The 23743-nt window shown below is 47.8% G+C and carries 20 protein-coding genes; 1 reads left to right on the top strand and 19 read right to left on the bottom strand.

The features are described 5' to 3' along the window. The first annotated feature begins 200 nt into the window (after positions 1-200). Complete coding sequence (locus ACTRDR_RS09445) at positions 201-1430, top strand: ROK family protein (RefSeq protein ID WP_440527164.1); 1230 nt, start codon at positions 201-203, stop codon at positions 1428-1430. 100 nt (positions 1431-1530) lie between these two features. Here the strand turns inward: ACTRDR_RS09445 and ACTRDR_RS09450 are convergent, their stop codons facing one another. The 19 genes from ACTRDR_RS09450 to uvrB all read right to left on the bottom strand — a co-directional run bounded on the left by ACTRDR_RS09450 (position 1531) and on the right by uvrB (position 23233). Then, positions 1531-2376 (bottom strand): CvfB family protein, encoded by an 846-nt coding sequence (locus ACTRDR_RS09450; RefSeq protein ID WP_440527166.1) that lies wholly within the window; start codon positions 2374-2376, stop codon positions 1531-1533. A gap of 70 nt (positions 2377-2446) precedes the next feature. Beyond that, a complete protein-coding gene (locus tag ACTRDR_RS09455) occupies positions 2447-3154 on the bottom strand; it encodes an acyl-[acyl-carrier-protein] thioesterase (RefSeq protein ID WP_440527168.1) in 708 nt (235 codons plus the stop codon). A 51-nt stretch (positions 3155-3205) separates the two neighbouring features. Then, positions 3206-4231 carry a lysostaphin resistance A-like protein gene (locus ACTRDR_RS09460; protein WP_440527169.1) on the bottom strand — a complete coding sequence of 342 codons (1026 nt, stop codon included), beginning with the start codon at positions 4229-4231 and terminating at the stop codon, positions 3206-3208. Between the two features lie 75 nt (positions 4232-4306). Beyond that, positions 4307-4570, bottom strand: coding sequence for an HPr family phosphocarrier protein (locus ACTRDR_RS09465; RefSeq protein WP_022311851.1), 264 nt, complete (start codon positions 4568-4570; stop codon positions 4307-4309). Positions 4571-4714: 144 nt separating this feature from the next. After that, positions 4715-6064, bottom strand: coding sequence for a phosphoglucosamine mutase (glmM, locus tag ACTRDR_RS09470; RefSeq protein ID WP_176866016.1), 1350 nt, complete (start codon positions 6062-6064; stop codon positions 4715-4717). A 70-nt stretch (positions 6065-6134) separates the two neighbouring features. Beyond that, positions 6135-7421, bottom strand: a complete 1287-nt coding sequence (locus ACTRDR_RS09475) for a CdaR family protein (protein WP_440527171.1) — start codon at positions 7419-7421, stop codon at positions 6135-6137. Next, the gene (gene cdaA / locus ACTRDR_RS09480; protein ID WP_440527173.1) at positions 7418-8293 is read right to left on the bottom strand and encodes a diadenylate cyclase CdaA; all 876 of its coding nucleotides are present in this window, start codon (positions 8291-8293) and stop codon (positions 7418-7420) included. Before cdaA ends, ACTRDR_RS09475 begins: the two co-directional genes overlap by 4 nt. Positions 8294-8308: 15 nt before the next feature. Then, on the bottom strand, positions 8309-9496 hold the full coding sequence (locus ACTRDR_RS09485) for a hypothetical protein (protein ID WP_176866010.1): 1188 nt from the start codon (positions 9494-9496) through the stop codon (positions 8309-8311). Positions 9497-9522: 26 nt separating this feature from the next. Next, a complete protein-coding gene (locus tag ACTRDR_RS09490; protein WP_176866008.1) occupies positions 9523-9909 on the bottom strand; it encodes a hypothetical protein in 387 nt (128 codons plus the stop codon). 21 nt (positions 9910-9930) lie between these two features. Then, positions 9931-10335 carry a flagellar protein gene (locus ACTRDR_RS09495; RefSeq protein ID WP_176866006.1) on the bottom strand — a complete coding sequence of 135 codons (405 nt, stop codon included), beginning with the start codon at positions 10333-10335 and terminating at the stop codon, positions 9931-9933. A 21-nt stretch (positions 10336-10356) separates the two neighbouring features. Further along, a complete protein-coding gene (locus ACTRDR_RS09500) occupies positions 10357-11052 on the bottom strand; it encodes a double zinc ribbon domain-containing protein (protein WP_176866004.1) in 696 nt (231 codons plus the stop codon). A gap of 2 nt (positions 11053-11054) precedes the next feature. After that, positions 11055-13295: an SF1B family DNA helicase RecD2 gene (recD2, locus tag ACTRDR_RS09505; protein ID WP_440527175.1), complete on the bottom strand. Its 2241-nt coding sequence runs from the start codon at positions 13293-13295 to the stop codon at positions 11055-11057. Between the two features lie 125 nt (positions 13296-13420). Further along, on the bottom strand, positions 13421-13783 hold the full coding sequence (locus ACTRDR_RS09510; RefSeq protein WP_176866000.1) for a rod-binding protein: 363 nt from the start codon (positions 13781-13783) through the stop codon (positions 13421-13423). A gap of 122 nt (positions 13784-13905) precedes the next feature. Next, positions 13906-14724 (bottom strand): flagellar hook-basal body complex protein, encoded by an 819-nt coding sequence (locus ACTRDR_RS09515; protein ID WP_176865997.1) that lies wholly within the window; start codon positions 14722-14724, stop codon positions 13906-13908. A 99-nt stretch (positions 14725-14823) separates the two neighbouring features. Next, positions 14824-15603: a flagellar hook-basal body complex protein gene (locus ACTRDR_RS09520; RefSeq protein WP_176865995.1), complete on the bottom strand. Its 780-nt coding sequence runs from the start codon at positions 15601-15603 to the stop codon at positions 14824-14826. A gap of 63 nt (positions 15604-15666) precedes the next feature. Further along, a complete protein-coding gene (locus tag ACTRDR_RS09525; RefSeq protein WP_176865993.1) occupies positions 15667-16659 on the bottom strand; it encodes a rod shape-determining protein MreB in 993 nt (330 codons plus the stop codon). A gap of 191 nt (positions 16660-16850) precedes the next feature. Then, the gene (gene uvrA, locus ACTRDR_RS09530; protein ID WP_440527177.1) at positions 16851-19709 is read right to left on the bottom strand and encodes an excinuclease ABC subunit UvrA; all 2859 of its coding nucleotides are present in this window, start codon (positions 19707-19709) and stop codon (positions 16851-16853) included. A gap of 12 nt (positions 19710-19721) precedes the next feature. Further along, a complete protein-coding gene (locus tag ACTRDR_RS09535; RefSeq protein WP_440527179.1) occupies positions 19722-21242 on the bottom strand; it encodes a hypothetical protein in 1521 nt (506 codons plus the stop codon). Further along, positions 21239-23233, bottom strand: a complete 1995-nt coding sequence (gene uvrB, locus ACTRDR_RS09540; RefSeq protein ID WP_440527180.1) for an excinuclease ABC subunit UvrB — start codon at positions 23231-23233, stop codon at positions 21239-21241. The genes ACTRDR_RS09535 and uvrB overlap by 4 nt, the downstream gene beginning before the upstream one ends. Between the last annotated feature and the right edge of the window lie 510 nt (positions 23234-23743).

A 23743-nucleotide genomic window follows, 5' to 3' on the forward strand; every position in this document is an offset into this window, starting at 1 on the left:
TTAATTAATTCTTTTAATTATGCCATCATTATAGTACCTGCCTATGGCATTTGCAATTGCTTATTTAGACAATTTAATTAAGCCATTTTTGGTAGAAAATCACAAATTTTATTGGATATTATTGACGGGCAGATTTTTCATATCTATAATATAGTTAATTCTTTTAAATATGCATTTTGTGTCAGGGGGGATTTTTAGAAATGACATCTTCGATCTCATCCAAAGGAAATAATATGATGCGTCTGAAGCAGGAGAACCAGTCCTCTATCCGCAAGATCATTTATCTGCGGGGACCGGTACTGCGCTCTTCTATTGCAGAAGACCTGCATCTGACACTTCCTACTATTACAACAAATGTGAATGCTATGCTTCAGAGCGGTATTTTATTTGAAGATCGGAACAATGTAGTCATGACGCCCGGGCGTTCTGCACTGCCGGTGGATATCGTTCCGGATTCCCGGTATTTTATCGGTGTAGAGATCACACAGATCTCCAGAAGTGTCTGCATCTGTAACTACCGTGGGGCAATCGTCTTTACCAGTATTGATAATACCATATATAAAGAATATAGCGAAGTACTGCAATCCGCAGCCCGTCTGGTACAGGCTGCACTCCAGTCCACCGTGGTTCCCACGAATCGGATCTGCGGCATAGGTGTCTGTCTCCCCGGTCTGATCGATTCCGAGGCAGGAAAACTTTTGGCACACCGCCAGTTTGGCTGGTATGACAAGGATGTGGTGAAGGATCTGCGGGAGTTTACCGGTTATACCGGACCCATTACGGTTGAAAATGATGCCTCTTCCAGAGCGCTTGCTGCGCAGCTGTTCCTCAGGGAACAGTTAAAAGAGGTTCCGTCGTTTTTCTATTTATATGTATCTATCGGTATTGCTTCACCGTTTGTAAAAAATGATTTCTCACTGTCCAGTTCCCCGGTAGGTGCCGGTGAGTTAGGTTATATGATCATGGATCCGAAGATGCCCTTCGGCACCTGGGGCAGCACCGGCAGTCTGAACAATCTCGCCGGCATCCGTGCCCTGAAAGAACAGGCGCAGGCAGCCGCAACCTCCGGACGCGCTCCTTATCTGTATTCCCTATGCGGTGATGCTCTGCCTACAGAGGCCCAGCTGATGGATAGTGCTACCCATGATGAAGTGATCGATGAGCTGATCTGTGATGTAATCCTGTATCTCGGTGTGGCTATTGCCAACGAGGACAACTTGGTTCGTCCTGAGAGTATCCTTGTGGACGCTCCCTATTTTGTCCATCAGAAATACCGGGAGCTCTTTATGGATACCCTTTATAAATACTCCTTCCGTCCCAGTTCCTTCCGCTTTCATATCATTTTTCTGAACCGGGATGAACTGCCGGGTGCAAAAAGTGCTGCAGCGGTTGCGATACGTAGTGATTTCGATAAGTACATTGCGATATAATGTCGATGGAACCAAAATATCATCTTAACATACAACAAAAATACCGATTCCGGAAATATGTTGTCTTTCCGAATATCGGTATTTTTCATTTTTACTGTTCTCAGATCCTGCGGATGCTTTTCTCCGTGATCTGGATCTTGCCTTCTTTTAACAGATGTCCCACTGCACGCTTGAATTCATTTTTGCTCATGCCGGTCTCGTGGGTAATGACCTCGGGGGCTGCCTTATCATTAAAAGGCAGAGCTCCCTCATAGCTGTCTAACAGCTTCTCAATTTTCTCTGCATCCTTCTGGATCTGCAGGTATGCTTTTTCGCGGATGCTCAGTGTAAGTTTGCCGTCCTCCAGCACTTTTACGACGCGGGCGGTCACCTGTTCTCCGACCCCTGGCTGCTCTGTGGCGCCAAAGAGTTCTTTTTTCGGGATCAGTGCGGAGAAACAGTCATCCACGGCTACAAATGCTCCGAAATTTTTGCTGATCTCATAGATCCTGCCGGTGACCTTGTCATCTTTTTTATAAGGGCTGTCCGTGCGCAGATGTTCGTAGACATTCATGGTAGCGCAGAGTCTGCCGCTTTTGTCGATATAGAGGGAAGATAACACCTGATCTCCCGCTTTTACTTTGCGGGTCTGCTGCTTGAAGGGCAGGAAGAGATCCTTCTCCAGTCCCCAGTCCAGGAATGCACCCACTTTTCCGATCTGTACCACCGTCAAAAGCGCCACCTGTCCCATTATTAATTTGGGAGTTCTGGTCGTGGCGATCAGGCGATCGCTGGAATCCCGATACAGGAATACCTCCACCTCATCCCCCACCTTTGCTCCGGCAGGAACCTGTTTAGCCGGCAGGAGCACTTTGTCATCCGGTGCTTCCTTCGTTGCCAGATAGACTCCGAATTCTACTTTTTTCACAATTACAAGCGTCTGTTTTTCGCCTAATTTCAGTTCCACGTTTTCTCCTGTTCTGTCTGTTTCACAGCTTTTGTTTCAGTTATCGGTTCAATTAATTTTGCTATTATCACTACTGTCGTAGAAATTCTACGGATACATAGGGTCTGCCTTCCTCATCCCGCAGGCTGACAACATAGCCACTCTCCACAGAGACTATGTAAGGATACAACACATCATCCAGAAATGCCTGCTTTTTATATTCCGCACGCATCTGGTGAATCAGGAAATCATCCGGCAGATACTCCATGGCAATGTTCACATATTGGCCGTTGTTCACGTGATGGTTGGTGTCCAGATGATGCTTTTTCACCACGATGGGTTCCAGCAGCTGTCCACCTTCCGGTACGGTGATCTTGCGGGGGGCATAATCCATGTCCAGCTTTTCATCGATTCCGTAGCCCTTATGCATGGCTTCGTTCACCGCCACCGGTTTGCCCGTGGTCATATCTAACAGACTCCAGAGAGAGTTAGCCTTCGCCAGGTAATTTCCCTCTTCATCCAGCATTGCGAAATTACGGTATCCCAGAAAGCCCTTTAATTCATAGGGCAATGTCACAATTTTTACTCTCTCACCCAGCCTCGGATACCGGTCTACCACGATCTGCCAGGAGGATAATACCCATGCCTGTCCGATCTCCTTCATATAGCCGATTCCGAGCCCCACATCTTCCGAATGGAAGGTGGAGCAGTCCTGAAAATAATTCAGCAGTGCATTCAGCGTAAGTTCCCCTTCGCTGTCCGTCTCACTGTAACGTATTCTGCTGTCAAATGCGTACATGTATCATATCTCCTTTGTCTGCTCCCAGCTGTCAGCCCCTGTGAAACGTATTTACAGGGACAGCGGAGAGATTCCCAACAGCATCTGTACGATCTCCGGGAACATCTGCAGAAGGATCATCACGATCCAGAAAATGCAGTAGCAGAGCATTCCGGGATTGCAGATGACTGTTTTGAATCTCTGTCCCTTAGGGATCTGTCCCGGCTCCACGGCAAATCTTTTACGGAAGACAATAAACAGAACAATTCCGGTGACCACTGCTGCCAGAATAAATAATACATAGATCATATAACCAATCCAGCCCGGCAGATATTGCATCATGAAGTCCATGATAGCCTGCGCATCCCCGCCGTTCATGACGATCTCCTGGTATTCGTCCAGATGAATTGCCTTCAACAGCAGAACGCTTATCACAGCTCCCATAAAGTTGATACACATATGTAAGCCGATCGTAATCTTCAGATTGCCCGTTTTCACATACAGAAATGCCAGGAACATTCCAAGCAGCATTGCATACGCAAACTGGTTCAGGTTGCCATGGAACAGTCCGAACATCAGGCCGGACAGGATAATAGCCACTCCCTGACCGTATTTTACGGTGCGATCCACGATCAGCTTGCGGAAAATATATTCTTCCAGGATTGGTGCACAGATCACCATATAGAGAAAGGTAACCATCATGTTGGACTCTGTTGCATAGGCCATAAGGGCATTATCTACTTCCGAGCCCTTCAGTGCACCGACTACCGTAGTGATCAGCGTTCCCACCAGATTACCGCAATACATCAATGCATAACACATGATCAGTGCCACAATGAACTGTCCGGGTTTCATACTTTTTTTTGCAGGTGCTTCCCCGGGTATCCGCTTCACCAGTGCAATCAATATCGGCATACCGATCAGATACAACGGCAGGACAGCAAGGATCAGGTTGATAGTCGTATTCTCCAGCCACTCCGGCTTTACCTGTCCCACAACAGCCACGACTGCTATCTGCACTGCATAGATGATCAATGTTCCGATCAGGAACCTCCAGCCCAGACTGGAAAAACTCTTCTTCATACTTTTTTCTTCCATGTTATCTCTCCCCTCATGTCATAGAAAAAGCTGTGCACCGCAAGGATACACAGCCCCTTATTTTTCTGCTGTGGTCTATTCCCCAAGACCATTCTCTACAGCTTCTACCAGAGTCTTCAGTGCCTCTGCCTCATCCTCGCCTTCGCATACGAATTCGATCTCATCTCCGCACTTTACACACGCTCCCAATACGCTCAACACGCTCTTGGCGTTAGCTGTGTTCTCACGGAATTTGAAAGTGATCAGAGACTTGAACTGCATTGCCTCCTTGCACAGGATTCCGGCGGGACGCAGGTGCAAGCCCGTAGGATTCTTGATTACAACTTTCTGACTTACCATATGACAAACCCTCCACTATCGATATTTATTCTGCATAATTTTCAATCATTCTTATGAATTTATACACCCATCACATTCCTATCATAGCATGAATGTAATTCATTCACAAGAACTTTTCCAAGACAACTTTCGCAATCTGTCTGTTTAGAACATGATATCCTGGATCAGGTTGGCAAGTCTCTGTGCTTCCTCCTGGATCACCTGCTGATCTTTTCCTTCGATCATAACTCTTACCAGAGGCTCTGTTCCGGAGGGACGGATCAGGACACGGCCTTCTCCCGCGAACTTCTCCTCCAGATTCTGAATAGCATCTGCAATCTCGGGATATTCCATGTATTTTTCTTTTTTATGGTTAGCGACTTTGGCATTTACCAGCGCCTGAGGCAGTACTTCCATGATCTGGGCCAGTTCGGACAGAGGTTTACCGGTCTCTACCATTACCTGTAACAGATGCAACGCGCTGAGCAAACCGTCACCGGTGGTATTCTCATCCAGGAAAATGATGTGTCCGGACTGTTCTCCGCCGAGACTTGCACCGATTTCCTTCATGCGTTCCAATACATAACGGTCGCCTACCTTGGTTTTCTCCATGGTAATGCCGTTCTTCTCAGCCATCAGGAAGAATCCCAGATTACTCATTACGGTTGCTACGATAGTGTCCTTTTTCAGGGTTCCCTTGCTCTTCATAAAGTTGCCGACGATTGCCATGATCTGGTCACCGTCTACAATCTTACCATTTTCGTCTACTGCTAAAAGTCTGTCAGCATCTCCGTCAAATGCAAGACCTACGTTTGCTTTCTCATAAACGACTCTCGCCTGCAGTTCTTCCATATGGGTGGATCCACAGTTGGCATTGATGTTAGTTCCGTCCGGGTTGTTATGGATGGCTACCACGCTGCCCCCCAGTTCCTTCAGGCATTCCACAGATGTGTAGAAGGAAGCTCCCTCCGCACAGTCTACTACGATCTTCAGGCCGGACAGATCTACATTTACGGCTCTCATAGCGTGGTTAATATACTCTTCTCTGGCATCGGTACGGTATTTGATCTTACCTACGCCGGGACCGATAGGGAACTTGATGCCGGGCATATTGTTCCGGATCAGCGCTTCGATCTCGTCTTCCATAGCATCCGGAAGCTTATAACCGTTGCCGTCAAAGAACTTGATCCCGTTGAACTCTACCGGATTGTGAGAGGCGGAGATCACAACTCCCGCATCTACTTTGTATTTCTTGGTCAGGTAAGCCACTGCCGGAGTCGGGATTACTCCCACATATACACAGTTAGCGCCTACGGAGCAGGCACCGGCCATCAACGCATTCGCAAGCATATCCCCGGAGATTCGGGTATCGCATCCTACCATGATCGTCGGCTTGTGTTCATTTTCCTTGGTGAGAACATACGCTCCCGCCTGCCCAAGCTGCATTGCAAGCAGCGGGGTCAGTTCCTCATTGGCAATACCGCGTACGCCATCTGTTCCAAACATTCTAGCCATTGTAAAAACCCTCTCATTCTATCTCTATTCTCTATTTCATGCCTTTTGAACCTGCGGGTCTACCCGTTGATCAGGTACTACTGTCCGCATTTTTCAGTCGGATATGAATATTCACATCTGTATCTACCGTGATGTTCTCTGACAGATTAAATGTTACGGGAATCGTATAGTTCCCGGGTGTCAACTCTTCCAGACCGTTGTCTTCCATCCACTGATTCAGATCCAGGACTCCTGTCACACTGCTGTCGCGCAGTATGCTGACATCTCTGGTCAGACCGGATACGGTAATATTGTATTCCTCTGCCGTGGAAGTAACCTCTGCTTCCATGCCATCCGGTACTCCGGTAATGGAAATATTATCTGCCGGAATCGTAAGATCCTTGGTATCAATCGGTTCAATGTAGACTGTGGCGGTAATCTTGCCATCAAAGTTCTTGTTCGCCAGTCGTACATTGGACGGCAGATATTCCTTCAGGTTGATGATATCTACCAGGTCACCGGACTGTCCGGTAATGTTCATCCGGTCTTCCGGTACAGTGATCGCAGAGATTCCCACCAGTGCAGATGCTGTTCCGGCGATTCTTACCGTAGGCACACTGCTCTCCACCTCACCGGTAGCCATATAGCCGTCCTCGGGTACACCCATATATTCAATTTCAACCGGCACTTCCTTGGTTGCCAGTACTTCCACCGTCATATGTGCGGAATTTACATTTTTCTTGACACTTTCCAGGGTCAGTTCATTGTCGTCCGCATCATACAGCTTGATGTCTACGTTTGCAGACAGGCTGCTGGTGGAGTCTGTCACATTGATATCCACTCCGGCATGATCCACCTGCGAGATTGCGGATTTCGGTCCGGTAACCTCGATATTGGTCTGGTCCAGTGTTACGTTTCCGATCAGGTAGCCGGAAGCCACTTCACCAATGGTATTGCTCTCCAGCTTGATCCACTTGCTTGTCTTGTCTTCCACGTTCAACCGCACCGAGTCGTGGTTGCCCTTGATCTCTACAGAATCATTGCTGACATTCTCACAATAATAAGTGATTGCTATCGTATTGATATCGGTCAGCTTGCTCATATCTGCTTCCGCCACGATATCGCTCCGGCGCAGTTCGGATTTTACAATACTCTGCGGTCCCGTAACGGTGACCCTTACCAGGTTACTGTTATCCAACACCTCGTAGACTTTTCCTTCTTCATCCAGAAGTTCCGTATTGATCAGCCGGACCTGGATATTATTAAAAGTCACGGTATCCTTCGGGTCATAGATCTGTGCCACCAGGAACCACAGTACAAAAGCAAGTACCAGAGAAGCAAGCTTCAGGCCCAGATTACGTGTCAATGCTTTTTTCATTTCTTGTCTCGGCTCCTTCCCTTCCAGATTCGCAGATTCTTATGTTCCTCTACGGGGTTGTTCAGGATCTTATACATTCTGTCTCGCAGGGAATCCGCATCGAGATTGCGCTCCAGCTCACCTTCATAAGCAACGCTGATCTTGCCGGTCTCCTCGGACACAATGATCGTCAGGGAATCCGTGATCTCTGAGATACCCACGCCGGCCCGGTGTCTGGTTCCCAGTTCCTTGCTCAGTCCCAGATTGTCGGACAGAGGCAGATAACAGGTAGCGGATGCTACTCTGTTTCCTCTGACAATTACCGCTCCGTCATGCAGCGGTGTATTATGTTCAAATATATTGATCAGCAGCTGGCTGGTAACAATAGCGTCCACATCGATACCGGTTCTCTCATAATCCCTCAGGGATACTTTCTGTTCGATCACGATCAGTGCACCGGTCTTCACCTTTCCCATCTCTACACAGGCCTTGGTAATCTCATTGATGGTCTTCTCGGAAAATCCTTCATTCACCCGATGATTATTATCAAACGGGAGTACAGAACTGATAATATTTTTCTTGCCCAGTTCTTCCAAAGCTTTTCGCAACTCCGGCTGCAGCACCACGATCAATGCCGTCACCGCAAATCCCAACACATTCTGTGCCATCCACAGTATCGTTGTCATTCGGAAAAAGTAAGCCAACAGCAAAAAAACAAGGATGACAACCAGACCCTTAAGCAATATCCACGCCCGGGTCGTCTTCATCCATACCAATGTATAATACAGTAATACCGCAATGATCAGAATCTCTGCCACATCGCCGAAATCCATAGTCGTACGGTAACTGCTGAAGTTTTTCGCATATTCTGCCAGCTTATCCCATAACTGCATTTTTCATTAATCCCTTCAGAACAATTCTTCGTAATCGTCCGAGTCGCCCTGCGCCATATGATCACTGCTTATGGTAACGCTTCTGCCGCCGGTCATTTCCCGTCCGCGGTAGGGATTTTGCTGTCCATAAGGAGCTCTGCTTCCGGCAGGCGCTGTACGCTCTGTTACTACACTTCTTGCGGATCCTTCCGCACTTCTGACATTCTGTCCGCCACTCCGGCTCTGGCCGGAAGATCTGCCCTGTCCCGCAGGTCTCGCGCTCTGTGACGCCGGTCTGCGCTGGGTGTTGATCTTCTTCACAGTATTGGTAGGTGCCGACACAGTCATCTTCGGTACCGCTTTTACATAGTAATAATATTCATCGTCTTCAAACTGGACCTTTTCTGTCCTGCTGTAGTCCAGACAGAAGCGGAAGAACTCTATTATCTTACATACGATCACGGTAACAATCGCACCCAACAGTGCACTGAGGATGGAGAGATTCGTATCATACATAAGATCTCCCACCAGCAGGATAAGCACCTCGATTATGATTCCGGCCGCCATTGCAATGGTCCAGGAGTGATCCACGCTCATTCTGCGGATCAGGTATACTACAATCACGGTCACGGTAAATGCCACGATCATGACTAACATTGCCTTATTCCCCAGCATGCCGTCGATCAGAAGGCGCAGCTTCGCCGTAGCCTCCTCCGCGCCCATGGAATTGATGGTAGGCGCATTGCTGATCACCGTCTGGATCAGATAATACACTACAACACCGCATCCTACGGATACACAGGAAGCAGGGGTTCCGATCAGTCCCATGGCAACCGGCACAACATAAGGAAGCTTCAGCATGCACAGAACGGGGGTCAGTACCACTACCAAGGCTTCTTTGGCCGTGAACCTAAGGAAAAGCAGATACAGCAGTAAAAATACCACCAATCCCACTGCCGCCGTCTCAATGGATAAAGCATACATATGAAGCAGTGTAAACAGCATGGCAAATACCACCATAAATCCGGTAGGCAGGAACGAACATAACAGAGATACGATCAGTACGATCGCCATATTGTCTATCTTTGTCATATATCCCATTTTGCCGTTTATGATGCTCAGCACGATAAAACTAAGCAGGAATTTGATCACCGGCAGAATAAAAGCTTCGTTTCTGCTGTAGATCTTTTTCAGATTTTCTCTTAATTCCAGTAAAGCAGTCATATTTCCTCCATATCAATCTGCATCTGTTATTCATTATAAATGGAATTCAGCTTTTTCAGATTGTTATAATAGCATTTCAGGCTCTTCTTCGCCCTGGCATAGCGCAGAGAACAGATCAGGTAAGAAGCTGCTCCGTATACCACTACCGTAATTCCGTAATACAGCAGAACATTTTTTGCAAAACTGATCAAGTCCATTTTGTAAATATCCTGCATAAAGGTCTCAAAATCATAGAAAACAAATAAGGCAAGGCATACCGCATAAGCAATCGTAGCACACAGAATAGACTTCAAAACCTGTATTGCTATATAATCGCTGCGAAAATAACGGCCGATCGCCATATTCTTTTTGCCTTCATTCTCTTCATAGGATGCCATTTGGGTCATCAATATGATCTTTTCTTCGTTCAGCATAATTCCTCCGCCCGCAGATGCTTACAGATAGCGCATCCGGTCTCCGTCTCTGGATGAAGTAGGATGCTGCTTCAGCATCTGCTGTTTTTTGGGCAGCACACTCTGCAGGTCCATTGACATTTCATACTTACATTTCTCGCAGAATCTTCCGCTCCGGATAGGAGCACCACATTTCTCACACTGCAGATAAATTGCCGATCCTTCCGTCAGCTCCAGTCTCTCCTCCCGAAGCCACTGCTGGATCTGGGAAGGTTCCACATCGCAGTTCTCCGCTACATCCTGAATGCCTACTCCGGGGTTGGAACGGATATATTCCTTAACTTCCTGGAATTTAGCTTCCATTTTCTCCCGGCAGTGGGGGCACAGGATAGGTCCTGCCACATAATTAAATATATGTCCACACATTCTGCAGTTTCTTATATTCATAGTATCCTCACACCTTCCTCATCATAATCCGGCGCCGCATGCCAACGTAACACAATACACTTCAGATACGCCGTAGGATTTTAATAGTGCTGAGATCTCATCCAGCGTGGTACCGGTTGTATAAATATCATCCACCAGAATAATCCGGTCATATAATTTTACATCATTTCTGCCTATATTAAAAGCCTTTTTCAAATTATTTTGCCTTTCCGTGGGATTCAGTCGTTTCATCGGTGCCGTATTCCGTATTCTTTTTACCAGCTTTTCATCCACTGGAAGATTTAGACTCTTCCCCAATGCTCTGGCAAGGCACGCTGCCTGATTATACCCGCGCGACTTTAATTTCTTCCGGTGCAGTGGCACCGGTACCAGCACGTCCGGCGAAACTCTGCGAATAAACTCTCCTAAGTATTTTCCCATTTCCTCTCCGTAGAAATCCGCGTATTCCTGTCTCCCTTTGTATTTAAAGCGATAGAGAGACGGAGCCGCCGTGCCGTATTCATACAGTGTTCTGGCACGGTCAAACATATGCTTTCTGCCTCTGCAGTCCATGCAGAGTTCTTCATCTCCCTGTATCTTTTTTCCGCATTTCATGCACCAGGGAGGAGTCACTGTGCGGAGCTTCGGAAGACATTCCAGGCAGATTTTCTCCCCGAAAGGTTTCACGATTCTGTCACACACCGGGCATCTGGTGGGAAACAATAGCTTCCATATCATAATTATATCCCCTCCGGCAGGCCGCAGATCTCCCTGATTCGACTTTCCAATGCCGTGTATCTGCGGTTCTCACTGACATTGTCGATCATATTCCTCACCGTCTCGCTGCTGCCTAAGATCGTAACACAGTTCCTGGCTCTTGTGATTCCCGTATACAGAAGATTACGGTTAAACAGCATTCTGGGACCTCCGAGTAGCGGCAGGATCACTGCGGGATATTCACTACCCTGAGACTTGTGGATCGTAATGGCATAGGACAGCTCCAGTTCCTCCAGCCCGGAAAATGGATAATTGACCCTCCTGCCATCATCAAACTCCACGAGAAGTGTAGACATTGTCTCATTGATCTCCAGGACTCTTCCCATGTCTCCGTTAAAGACACCCATGCCCTTATCAATGGGAATGTTATATCTGCCCACGATCTCCCACTCCAGTTGGTAGTTATTTTTGATCTGCATGACCTTATCACCTTCGCGGAAGACGGTATTCCCATAAGAATGTTCTTTTTTATGAGGATCCGCCGGATTCAGGTACCTCTGTAAGATACCGTTCAATGTCTCACAACCCAGGCTTCCTTTCCGCATGGGCGTCAGTACCTGAATATCGAAGGGTGTGGCATTTACATATTTGGGCAGCATCTCCCGGATCAGTTGGATCATATGTTTATAAATAACATTCACATCGTTTCGCTCCAACAGAAAAAAGTCCCGAGATTTATTGTCCAGAGCGATCTGTTCTCCCTTGTTGATACGGTGTGCATTGACTACAATGTCACTTTCGCCCGCCTGACGGAAGATTTTCTCTAAAGTTACCATGGGGAAGGCTTCGCTGTTCATCAGATCCCGCAGCACCTGACCAGGTCCCACGCTGGGCAGCTGGTCCACATCCCCAACAAGAATGAGTCTCGTTCCCGGCAAAATGGCTTTTAAGAGTGCCTGGAACAGTTGAATATCCACCATGGACATCTCATCAATGATCACTACATCTGCCTCTAAGGGATTCTCCTGATTCCGTTCAAAGTTGGCTCTTCTGGTATCATCATCTGACAAGGCACTGTTTAGTTCCAATAGACGATGGATCGTCTTCGCTTCAAAACCGGTCGCTTCTGTCATTCTCTTGGCTGCACGCCCCGTGGGCGCCGCCAGGAATATGTCCATTCCCTCCGACTCAAAATAACGGATGATCATATTGATGGTTGTCGTTTTTCCGGTGCCGGGTCCTCCGGATAAAATAAAGAGACCATTCTTTATGCTTTCCTCCACTGCTTTCAGCTGCAGTTCATCCAGTTCCATGGATAGGTTTTCCGCCATACGCTCCAGTCTCTTACGGATTGCCATATCCTGTGCGGGAAGATTTTCTGCCTCCAGCATGGGAATATTCAGGTTCCGAAGCATATTGGCACAATTCAGTTCCGCATAATAATATGCCGCCGCGAAAACCGCATCTCCTTTTGCCACCAGCTTCCTGTCCATGATCAGATTATCCACCTGCGGGCGGATATTTTCCTCTGATACTCCCAACAGTTCCGATGCTCTGCGAAGCAGAAGTTCCAACGGCAGAAAGCAATGTCCTTCTCCCACCGCCTGCAGTAGTGTATACAAGATTCCACTCCGGATGCGGTAATCGGAATCGGTGTGGATACCGATCCTCCCGGCGATCTCATCAGCAATGCGGAATCCCACTCCACTGACATCCTCCGCCAGTCTGTAAGGATTCTCACGCATCACGCTGTACATTTCCATTCCATAGGTGTTATATATTTTCACAGCCAGGGTATTGCTGATACCATACTGCTGCAGATAGACCAGGGCCTCTCTGAGGTCTTTTTTTTCTTCCATCTGAACAGCAATCTCCTGGGCTTTCCGTTCGCTGATTCCTTTTACTTCCACCAGCCGTTCCGGTTCCTCCTCTATAATCCGGAAAGTATCATCTCCGAATTTTTTCACGATTCTGGCAGCCAGTGCTTCGCCCACACCCCGGATCGCTCCGGATCCGAGATAGCGTTCCATGCCGGCGCGATCGGTGGGTGCCACAGTCTCATAGGTCTGTATCTTGAACTGTCTGCCGTAGACCGGATGCTCTATGTATTCACCCTCCGCAGAAATATTTTCTCCCTGTCCTAAGCCTTTACACATACCGACACAGGTCACTTCTTCTCCCTCTGCCACCAGTGCCATGACTGTATATCCATTATCACTGTTTTGATAGACAATATGATCTACATATCCTGTAATGTTATCCATTTCCATTCCTCATTCCGGTGTATGTTCTGTTACATGTGGCTGATCTCTACGAAAACGTAAGAGAAAACCGCTGCTGCGGTGATAGATTTAAGAAAGGGGCTGCCGGGAACGGCAGCCCGAAATAGTTACTCAAGATTATAATTGCGCTTCATCTGTTCATACAGCATCTGTGCCAGTCCCAGGCTGTTCTGCTCTGTGGAATCCGAAGCGATCTGCTGTACCATCTCATCCTTGTAATAATCCATCAGCTGAGAGTTGGAAGAAGAGGTGCTGTCACTCTCCGGGATCGTCTTCATCATCTCTTTGAACATCTGCTCTACGAAATAGGCCTCGAACTGTTTGCAGGCATCCATGAGTTCATCATCGGTCGCTTTGGAATAATCTGCACTGTTTAATTTATCCTGTAATTTGGAAGCCGTCTGGTTCGCCGCGTTGGTATAAGCGGTGCTGTCTAAAGCAGAGCTCCCGTATAAACTGCTAATATCCATAATTTAGCCTTTCTATACGCTTCGCGTTTCCTTCGATGTCGGGCATTCGCCCTATCAAACCGCAATCTGACGCTCTTGTCTGCAAGCAGCCAGATCGTCATCTTCCGGTTTGGCATTGCTCATTACCTACGCAGGTTATTCGCCTGCTGTAACATCTCATCGGACGCTGTGATTGCTTTGGAATTCAGTTCGTAAGCTCTCTGTGCCACGATCATGTTGACCATTTCATCCACGACCTGTACGTTGGAGCTTTCCAGATATCCCTGAATGATGCTGCTTCGTTCCACGTTATTGTTGGTAGCTTCGTTAATCGCCTGTCCGCTGGCTGCGGTCTGCTGATACAGGCTGTCTGCCAGTCTCTCCAGTCCGTTGGGATTGTTGAACTGGAATACACCGATAGTGATACCAATGGGCTGAGGATTGTTCTGTGCATCGGGATAACACAGGCTTCCGTCCTTGCTGACCGTGATCTTACTCATTACATAATTGTTGCCAAGCACAATAGGTCTTCCCTGGGTATCCAGTACCGGAAGTCCTTCGGAGGTTGCCAGCATATTACCGCCGTTGGACGCCAGTGTAAACTTCAGATTACCGTTCCTCGTATAGTAAGTGTTGCCGTCTGCACCGCGCACTGCGAAAAATCCCTTTCCGTCAATAGCAAATGCTGTATCACTGTCGGATGCAGTCAGGTTTCCCTCCTTAAATACGGAACTGATGGATGCGTTTCTTACACCGAGTCCCACCTGTGCGCTGCTGGGCTTGGTATCTCCATTCGCTGAGGTGGTCTTCGTCTGAATGTTCTGATATAACAGGCTCTTGAATTCATTGGCCTGTGTCTTGTAACCTGTGGTATTGACATTTGCCAGATTGTTGGCAATGGTATCCACATTTGTCTGTTGTGCGATCATGCCGGTCGCTGCTGTCCATAAGCTTCTGACCATATGTAGTCTCCTCTCAAGCTGTCCCTTATGTCCTCCATGACCCGGTTTTTCATCCTGAAATCATACTATATCTATATATCGGCTATTTTTTATTTTAGATTACTGGACTCTGCCAATCTGGTTCACTGCCACATCCAGAGTGTCGTCAATGGTCTGCACTACCTTCTGATTTGACTCATAGGCACGGGTAATGGAGATCAGATTTACCATTTCGGATACGATCTGTACATTCGCCATCTCCAGATAACCGGATTTCACCTGGGCATTGGAAGCAATGGTCTGTGCTCCCTGAATTGGCTGATAGTATGTCTCACCATATTTTTCCAGATAGTCATAGTCTGCGAAATCCGTCACCTGGATCTTCGCCATTGCCTGACCATTCTGATAAATGGTACCGTCATCGGTAATAGAAGAATCGATCAGAGTATTTAACCGGATCCGCCTGTTCTGGGTATCTAAGACATAATCACCCTCTTCGGTTACCAGGTAGCCGTCCTTATTCAGCGTAAACTGTCCGGCACGGGTATACTTGGTATCGGTCTCCCCTGCCTTATTGGTAAATTCGATGGCAAAAAATCCTTCTCCGGACAATGCCAGGTCATAGGTATTGCCGGTAATACGGAAGGATCCCTGTGAATAGTCGGTATAGTTCTCACCGATCTTCACACCGGGATTCTTGATACCGATTTTCTGGGCATTTCTCATGCCCACTGACTGGTCCTTGATCTTAACTGTCAATACATCATCAAAAGACTGGCTGGTAGAGCCTTCCTTTTTATAGCCGACAGTAGACGCATTCGCCAGATTATTGGTCATGATATCCATTCTGTTCTGTTCGTTTAACATACCGGTATATGCGGTATATAGACCTTTAACCATTCGTATCCTCCATTTGCGATATCGATCCTTCGACAAATGTTCGGCATCCTGCCATTTGCTTTATTAATTCTCTCTGTATCCTGCAAGAAACTCTACGTATTTACCGGTTCCGATAGCTACGGCTGTCATAGGATCCTCTGCTGTCATGGTGTTGATACCTGTCTTGGCAGAGATCAGATCCTCCAGACCACGAAGTAAGCTTCCACCGCCAGTCAGAACGATTCCTCTGTCCGCAATATCGGCTGCCAGCTCAGGGGGAGTCTTCTCCAGTACGCTGTGAATCGTCTCCACGATCTGTGCAGTAGTCTCCCGCAATGCTTCCTCGGTCTCCTCGGAAGATACCTTGACGGTCTTCGGCAGACCGGTAACGAGGTTACGTCCTCTGACATCCATATAGTCTACTTCTGCTCTCTTATAGCAGGAACCGATCTTGATCTTCAGATCTTCTGCGGTTCTCTCACCGATGAGCAGATTATGTTTTTTACGCATGTAACGAACGATGGCTTCATCAAAATCATCACCTGCGATCTTGATGGAAGCGCTGACTACGGTACCTCCCAGGGAGATTACCGCGATATCGGAAGTACCACCACCGATATCTACGATCATATTACCGCAGGGCTTGGAAATATCGATTCCGGCACCGATAGCGGCTGCAATGGGCTCCTCAATGATGGATACCTCTCTGGCACCTGCCTGATAAGTAGCGTCTTCTACTGCCTTTTTCTCTACTTCCGTAACACCGCTGGGTACGCAGACAGCAATACGGGGCTTACGGAAGGTTCTCTTACCCAGCGCCTTCTGGATAAAATACTTCATCATTTTCTCTGTTACGGTATAGTCGGAGATAACGCCCTGACGTAACGGTCTAACCGCTACGATATTGCCGGGAGTTCTTCCCAGCATCAGTCTCGCGTCCTCACCGATGGCTTTAATCTTATTCGTATCTCTATCAAAAGCTACAACAGAGGGCTCCTTCAATACGACACCCTTTCCTCTGATGTATACCAGAATGCTGGCGGTACCTAAATCAATTCCGATATCTGTGCACTGCATTTTTTATTACCCCTTTCCGATGGTATCTATCTATAAGTCTTGACTCTACACGCTCTTTTAGTCATATATATCATATTATAACTGAATTTTTCCCATTTTCATAGAGGGTAAATATTAATTTTTATAACTATTCAGAACCATGCAAATATCATCGACTATTTGTCGAATTTTTGCAAATGGAGGCTGAATAGTTATCGTAGCTCCTTCTCCAGCATCTTTTTCACATAGTATCCGGTGTAGGATTTTTTCACCTTTACGATCTCTTCCGGGGTACCCTGGGCGATCACTGTGCCGCCACGGTCTCCGCCTTCCGGTCCCATATCAATGATATAATCCGCGGTCTTGATCACATCCAGATTATGCTCGATGACAACTACCGTATTGCCGCCGTCTGCCAGTCTGTGCAGGATCTCCACCAGCTTGTGCACATCCTCAAAATGCAGTCCTGTGGTAGGCTCATCCAGAATATATATCGTCTTACCGGTACTTCTCCTGGAGAGTTCGGTTGCCAGTTTGATACGCTGTGCCTCACCGCCGGACAGGGTGGTGGAGGGCTGTCCCAGCTTTACATAGGAAAGTCCCACGTCATACAGGGTCTCAATCTTCCTGCGGATAAAAGGCACATTTTCGAAGAAAGGCAGTGCTTCTTCCACCGTCATGTCCAGCACATCAAAAATGCTCTTGCCCTTGTATTTCACATCCAGTGTCTCACGGTTGTAGCGTTTGCCGCCACAGACCTCGCAGGGGACATAGACATCCGGCAGGAAATGCATCTCGATCTTAATGATACCGTCACCACCGCAGGCTTCACATCGTCCGCCCCTGACATTAAAGCTGAAACGCCCCTTGCTGTAGCCTTTCGCCTTGGCATCTGCGGTGGAAGCGAACAGGTCACGGATCAGATCAAACACTCCGGTGTAGGTAGCCGGGTTGGATCTGGGGGTACGTCCGATGGGAGACTGGTCGATATTAATGACCTTGTCCAGTTGCTCCACGCCTTCGATTCCCTTATGTTTACCGGGGATGCAGCGGGCACGGTTCAGTTCTCTTGCCAGGTGCTTGTAGAGGATCTCATTCACCAGCGAGCTTTTGCCGGATCCGGACACACCGGTAACGCAGGTCATCACGCCCAGAGGGATCTCCACATCTACATTTTTCAGATTATTTTCCTGTGCTCCCAATACTTTGATCCAGCCGGCAGGTGTACGTCTGGTCTCCGGTACAGGAATCCGCTTTTTGCCGCTGAGGTACTGTCCCGTAATGGATTCCGGGATCTGCATGATCTCCTCTGCGGTACCACAAGCGATGACTTCACCTCCGTGGGAGCCGGCACCGGGACCGATATCTACGATATAATCCGCTGCCAGCATGGTATCTTCATCATGTTCTACCACTACCAGAGTATTGCCCAGATCCCGCAGGTTCTTCAGGGTATTCAGCAATTTGTCATTGTCTCTCTGGTGCAGACCGATGCTGGGCTCATCCAGGATATAGCATACACCTACCAGGCCGGAACCGATCTGGGTTGCCAGACGGATGCGCTGTGCCTCACCACCGGACAAAGTAGCGGTAGCCCTCGCCAGAGACAGATACTCCAGCCCCACATCCACCAGGAAGCCTACTCTGGCGCGGATCTCTTTCAACACACGCTCGCCGATGAACTGCTGCTGTTTCGTCAGGGTCATGGTGTCCAGGAACTTCTGCAGATCCCGGATGGACATGGAAGTGATCTCGAAAATATTTTTATCGCATACTGTAACTGCCAGGGATTCCTTTTTCAGACGCATGCCCTTACATTCCTTACAGGGAGTAATACGCATAAATGTCTCGTATTCCTGCTTGGAGCTCTCAGAAGCGGTCTCACGGTAACGGCGCTCCACATTTTTGATCAGACCTTCAAAGGCGACGGGATATATACCACTGCCACGCTGACCGGTATAATGCACCAGCACCTCTTTGCCGTTCGTTCCGTGGATCAAAATGTCATGAACTTTCTGCGGATAATCTTCAAAAGGCGTATCCAGGTCAAAATGATATTCCTTTGCCAGTGCCTGTAAAATAGCGTTGGTAAAGCTGGACTTGTCCGCGCAGGACTGCCAGCCCATGACGGTGATGGCCCCCTCATTGATGCTGAGCCTCTTATCCGGAATCATCAGATTCTCGTCGAATTCCATCTTATATCCCAGTCCGAAGCAGGCAGGGCAGGCACCAAAAGGATTGTTAAAGGAAAAGCTTCTGGGCTCCACTTCGCTGACACTGATACCGCAGTCAGGGCAGGAAAAACTTTGGCTGAAAGTCACCGGTTCTCCTCCGATCACATCCACTACCAGCAGTCCTTCCGCCAGCTCCAGCACGTTCTCAATAGAGTCGGTCAGTCGGCGCTGGATACCGTCCTTTACTACCAGTCTGTCTACTACGATGTCGATGTTATGCTTGATATTTTTGTCCAGCTTGATCTCTTCCGTCAGTTCATACATACTGCCGTCGATCCGGACCCGGACATAGCCGCTTCTCTTGGCACGCTCCAGCACCTTGGCATGTTCACCCTTACGGCCTCTGACCACCGGTGCCAGCAGCTGGATCTTCGTACCTTCTCCCATGTTCATGATCTGATCCACCATCTGGTCCACAGTCTGCTTGGAGATCTCTCTTCCGCACTTCGGGCAGTGGGGAATACCGATCCTCGCATACAGCAGACGGAAATAATCGTAGATCTCTGTTACGGTACCCACCGTGGAACGAGGGTTACGGTTGGTGGATTTCTGGTCGATGGAGATGGCAGGAGACAGCCCCTCGATGCTCTCCACGTTAGGCTTCTCCATCTGTCCCAAGAACTGTCTCGCATAGGAGGACAGGGATTCCATATAGCGTCTCTGTCCTTCCGCATAGATTGTATCGAATGCCAGGGACGACTTACCGGAACCGGACATACCGGTCAATACCACCAGTTCGTTTCTGGGGATATCTACGTTAATATTTTTCAGATTATGTTCATTGGCGCCGCGGATCTTAATGTACTCTCTCGGGCGCATCTTCTTTGCTTCTTCCATTACATTCTCCTTCTATTTTTTGTTTCGTCCCACGAAACATTTCTTTGGAGTTCCCATCGTCAGGAGCCCGTGGCAGGCAGCCAGCAGGATCCATCCGGTTTGATTAAACAATTGCTTGTTCTGTGCCTCCCACAACATCAAAAACAGCATAATTCCAATTACTGTCACATAGGCTGTCATTGTTGTAAAATTCATTTTGTTGCCGAATGCTCCTCTAAACGCGCCGATAGCTGTTAACAGGAATAAGGCGAATAAATAACTTGTAGACAAGCAGGCATATTTCCAAAAAAATTTACCGTCCCATGATATCAATTCATACACAATATTTCCTTCTTTATATGGGAACCTCATATAACCGCTTGCCCCGACATCACCGCAGGCAAAATTACATCTTATCTTTGCAATAATATGATCACTGTCAAAGAACTGTCTCCATTCCCGTCTTAGCTTTTCCTTTACAATATACTCTCTCTCTGTTTTACTTCCTGCCGCTTCACACAGTATCGCAAAATCCTCATTTGCCGCATGACTGCCATCACCATGTAACCCTAACGCAACCCAATATAAAATCGGATCAGAATCCCGTTCTACATTCGCTTCACAGGGTAACACCTTCACTCTCATGGTGCCTATGGCAAACGTCAACAAAAAAGCTAATACAAAAACTAATAAAGCTTTCAGCTGCTTAACATATTTTTTTCTGATTATCACAGCAACAGCTATTGCCATCAGCGGAATCGCTGTTGTTACTTTTATTTGAAAAGCAATTGCCCAGAGGACGCCGCCGGCTATCAGGAGTGCATATTTTGCATAGGGTGTATATCTACCTTTTATTGCTTCGGATACAAACGTATAAGCTATAATACTATAGCCGAAGCTCAGCTGATCCGTATAAAAGAAGGCAACATTTCCCCATACTGGAGTGAACAAAAACAGTAGCATAAGCACCGTTAAAGAATTCGTCAGACTCATTTCGGTCTTATTGCTTCCGGCAAGGTGATATAAACATGCTGCGGTTATTACAATGTGAATCACCTGATAAGCCAATACAAAATAATATGCATCTTCAAATCCCATGTGATATCCTGCACATAACAGACCCGAAAGAAATAACATCGGAAAACGGTTGTTGGTCCATCTGGAAAAATACACCCAGTTATCAACTTCCTGTTTTCTCGCCAAAGCATCCGCCGCTCTATAAACATTTTCAAAATCCGTATGCGGATAACATCTTGCCGTACATCCTGTCAAAAATAAAAGCAGCGCCCACATCAAAAAGAAAACAACCAGCAATACATCCAGCAATTTTTCTTTTTTCCGATGTTTTATCCAGCCTGCAACAAATCCAAGAATACATCTGCCCAAGTATAAAATGATCAGCCAGACCAGCGTAAATGCTATCATTCTTGTCGGTATTAAATTATGCTGTGGTTTTTGCACGCATATTCCCGTAACAATGATCAACAGGCTCCCGAATAATATTAGGAAAATCCGCTCTACTGCACCAGCCACCGTTTTCTTCTGTTCTCTCATCGATTCCCCCCCATATCATTCAGCTGTTTCTTCAGTTCTATCATCTTATCCCGCAGCTCTGCGGCCGCCTCAAAGTTCAGATCTGCGGCTGCCTTCTGCATCTTCTTCTGGATCTCGCCGATCAGCTTCTCCAGTTCCTTCTTTGTCATGGATTCCGGATCCTTCTCGAAACGGACTTCTTCCTTGGCAATCACCTTGGAAATGCTGATCAGATCACGGACTGCCTTCTTGATCGTCTGTGGTGTGATGCCGTGATCTTCATTATACTTCATTTGGATTTCACGACGTCTGTTGGTCTCATCCAGCGCTTCCCGCATGGAATCCGTAATGGTATCCGCGTACATGATGACATGTCCCTCCGCATTACGTGCAGCACGTCCGATGGTCTGGATCAGGGAGGTAGCACTACGTAAAAATCCTTCCTTATCTGCATCCAGGATTGCTACCAGTGTGATCTCCGGAATGTCCAGTCCTTCTCTGAGCAGGTTGATACCTACCAGCACATCAAATACATCCAGCCGCATGTCACGGATGATCTGTGCACGCTCCAGCGTATCGATATCGGAATGCAGATATTTTACCCGGATGCCGACTTCCTTCATGTAATCCGTAAGGTCTTCCGCCATGCGCTTGGTCAGCGTGGTAATCAATACCTTGTGGTGATTTTCGACCTCTTTATTTACTTCGCCGATGAGGTCATCGATCTGTCCTTCCACAGGGCGTACCTGTACCTCGGGATCCAGCAGTCCCGTAGGCCGGATGATCTGCTCTGTCCTAAGCAGTTCGTGCTCCTTCTCATAATCGGAAGGTGTCGCGGATACGAACATCATCTGGTCAATATGGGATTCAAATTCCTCAAAATTCAGGGGTCTGTTGTCCAGTGCGGAGGGCAGACGGAAACCGTAATCCACCAGGGTCTGTTTTCTCGAGCGGTCTCCGGCATACATGCCGCGGATCTGTGGGATCGTCATATGGGACTCGTCCACGATGATCAAAAAATCATCCGGGAAGAAATCCAATAACGTCATGGGCGGTGCTCCTGCAGGCAGTCCGTTCAGGTGTCGGGAATAGTTCTCGATGCCGGAACAGAATCCGGTCTCCCGGAGCATCTCGATGTCGAAATTGGTACGTTCAGCAATACGCTGTGCCTCGATCAGCTTGTCTTCTCCCTTGAAAAACTGCACCCGCTCCTTCATCTCTTCTTCAATATTGTCGCAGGCTGCCTTGATCTTCTCCTGTGATACCACATAATGAGATGCCGGGAAGATTGCCACATGGTTCAACTCTGCGTGGATTTTCCCTGTGAGAGGCTCCACCTCTGCAATACGATCAATCTCATCTCCGAAGAATTCGATACGGATCAGATAGTCTCCGCCCTGTGCCGGGTACACTTCCACTACATCTCCCCTGACACGGAAAGTTGCACGCTGGATATCCATATCATTGCGGTTGTATTGAATGTCGATCAGCTCCCGGAGCACTTCATCCCGGTCCTTCACCATTCCGGGGCGCAGAGATACGATCAGATCCTGATATTCGTCCGGGCTTCCCAGGCCATAGATACAGGACACGCTGGCCACCACCACGACATCTCTGCGTTCCGCCAGGGATGCGGTCGCCGACAGACGTAGCTTATCGATCTCATCATTGATGGAAGAATCCTTGGCAATATAAGTATCCGAAGACGGCACATAAGCCTCCGGCTGGTAATAGTCGTAATAGGAAACGAAATATTCCACCGCATTCTCCGGGAAAAATTCCTTCATCTCCCCGTAAAGCTGCCCCGCCAGTGTTTTGTTGTGCGCTATGATCAACGTCGGCTTGTTCAGGGCCTGGATCACATTCGCCATGGTAAAGGTCTTACCCGAACCGGTGACACCCAGCAGGGTCTCGAACTGATTGCCCTGCCGGAAACCTTCTACCAGTTCCGCGATTGCCTGCGGCTGGTCTCCGGTGGGTTGATATTCGGAATGTAATTTAAAATGATCCATCTCTAACTCCTGCTTTTATCTATAAATATACCAGTCAACTGTGTAATTGCTACGCCTTCCCAGTTTTTTAGTATTGTTACCCGTTCAGTATATCATTCCCATTAAAAAAAGTACAGAGCAAATCGAATGTTTGTTCTGTGCTCGTCAACTGCCGCTTTCCAGATGTTCTCATATTTATTTCAGTAACTTGAAAGTTACGCGAGCAATGAGCCGCGCATAGGCATAAGTAAAGACAGCGATGGGCGCTTGCGCACAAATCGCTGTCTTTACTTATGCCGTGATGCGGCGAATGCCGCGATATGAAATAAGATTGGCAGCGCCTTTTGCTGACAATCTTATGAATAGCGTGGCTCATTGCGGAGAACTGCCAATAAATGTGGAGCGCCTTTTGCGACACATTTATGAATTGATGCATGTCTCGTAACGTAGGGTTGCCGCAAACCCCACGAACGCCTACGGCGAACGGAATGTCCTTCCTCGATGTGAGGTCTCCCGGTGGGAATTTTCTTG

This window comes from Simiaoa sp. (genome assembly GCF_051972595.1).
Taxonomy (GTDB): Bacteria; Bacillota; Clostridia; order Lachnospirales; family Lachnospiraceae; genus Acetatifactor; species Acetatifactor hominis.

Excerpts from the sequence above, each read along its gene's own strand:
- ACTRDR_RS09445 (WP_440527164.1), top strand. The coding sequence starts at position 201 with ATGACATCTTCGATCTCATCCAAAGGAAATAATATGATGCGTCTGAAG.
- ACTRDR_RS09455 (WP_440527168.1), bottom strand. The coding sequence starts at position 3,154 with ATGTACGCATTTGACAGCAGAATACGTTACAGTGAGACGGACAGCGAA.
- ACTRDR_RS09460 (WP_440527169.1), bottom strand. The coding sequence starts at position 4,231 with ATGGAAGAAAAAAGTATGAAGAAGAGTTTTTCCAGTCTGGGCTGGAGG.
- ACTRDR_RS09465 (WP_022311851.1), bottom strand. The coding sequence starts at position 4,570 with ATGGTAAGTCAGAAAGTTGTAATCAAGAATCCTACGGGCTTGCACCTG.
- glmM (WP_176866016.1), bottom strand. The coding sequence starts at position 6,064 with ATGGCTAGAATGTTTGGAACAGATGGCGTACGCGGTATTGCCAATGAG.
- ACTRDR_RS09475 (WP_440527171.1), bottom strand. The coding sequence starts at position 7,421 with ATGAAAAAAGCATTGACACGTAATCTGGGCCTGAAGCTTGCTTCTCTG.
- cdaA (WP_440527173.1), bottom strand. The coding sequence starts at position 8,293 with ATGCAGTTATGGGATAAGCTGGCAGAATATGCGAAAAACTTCAGCAGT.
- ACTRDR_RS09485 (WP_176866010.1), bottom strand. The coding sequence starts at position 9,496 with ATGACTGCTTTACTGGAATTAAGAGAAAATCTGAAAAAGATCTACAGC.
- ACTRDR_RS09490 (WP_176866008.1), bottom strand. The coding sequence starts at position 9,909 with ATGCTGAACGAAGAAAAGATCATATTGATGACCCAAATGGCATCCTAT.
- ACTRDR_RS09495 (WP_176866006.1), bottom strand. The coding sequence starts at position 10,335 with ATGAATATAAGAAACTGCAGAATGTGTGGACATATATTTAATTATGTG.
- ACTRDR_RS09500 (WP_176866004.1), bottom strand. The coding sequence starts at position 11,052 with ATGATATGGAAGCTATTGTTTCCCACCAGATGCCCGGTGTGTGACAGA.
- recD2 (WP_440527175.1), bottom strand. The coding sequence starts at position 13,295 with ATGGATAACATTACAGGATATGTAGATCATATTGTCTATCAAAACAGT.
- ACTRDR_RS09510 (WP_176866000.1), bottom strand. The coding sequence starts at position 13,783 with ATGGATATTAGCAGTTTATACGGGAGCTCTGCTTTAGACAGCACCGCT.
- ACTRDR_RS09515 (WP_176865997.1), bottom strand. The coding sequence starts at position 14,724 with ATGGTCAGAAGCTTATGGACAGCAGCGACCGGCATGATCGCACAACAG.
- ACTRDR_RS09520 (WP_176865995.1), bottom strand. The coding sequence starts at position 15,603 with ATGGTTAAAGGTCTATATACCGCATATACCGGTATGTTAAACGAACAG.
- ACTRDR_RS09525 (WP_176865993.1), bottom strand. The coding sequence starts at position 16,659 with ATGCAGTGCACAGATATCGGAATTGATTTAGGTACCGCCAGCATTCTG.
- uvrA (WP_440527177.1), bottom strand. The coding sequence starts at position 19,709 with ATGGAAGAAGCAAAGAAGATGCGCCCGAGAGAGTACATTAAGATCCGC.
- ACTRDR_RS09535 (WP_440527179.1), bottom strand. The coding sequence starts at position 21,242 with ATGAGAGAACAGAAGAAAACGGTGGCTGGTGCAGTAGAGCGGATTTTC.
- uvrB (WP_440527180.1), bottom strand. The coding sequence starts at position 23,233 with ATGGATCATTTTAAATTACATTCCGAATATCAACCCACCGGAGACCAG.